General features: G+C 54.3%; 2 tRNA genes. Both read right to left on the bottom strand.

Annotated elements, in window-relative coordinates:
• Positions 1 to 143: 143 nt before the first annotated feature.
• Positions 144 to 220, bottom strand: a tRNA-His gene (locus AC1RPN_RS08705).
• Between the two features lie 22 nt (positions 221 to 242).
• Positions 243 to 319: transfer RNA gene (locus AC1RPN_RS08700), tRNA-Ile, on the bottom strand.
• Positions 320 to 346: the final 27 nt, after the last annotated feature.

The following is a 346-nucleotide window of genomic DNA, read 5'->3' as shown; positions in this document are numbered from 1 at the left end:
CCTCCTATTCTGTTGGGTGGGAACGGTACGATTCGAACGTACGGTAAACCTCGGCGCCGGATTTGCCTGACGCACCGGGCAACGGTGGCTTTGTCTATTATGACCAGCCTTCCTGCATTAAGCCGCTCTGCCCACGTTCCCATTGGGGTGACTGATGGGATTCGAACCCATGACCTCCGGAATCACAATCCGGAACTCTAACCGGCTGAGCTACAGTCACCATCGATAAAACAATGCCATGTTGGTGGGCCGTACTGGACTCGAACCAGTGACCAACCGATTATGAGTCGGCTGCTCTAACCAACTGAGCTAACGGCCCATCTGTCAGTTCCGTGGGTTTCTTACC

The organism is Dellaglioa sp. CoH-57-MRSF-20 (assembly GCF_056781955.1).
Note: the sequence above shows the minus strand (reverse complement) of the source record. Positions and strands in the feature narration are given on the sequence as shown.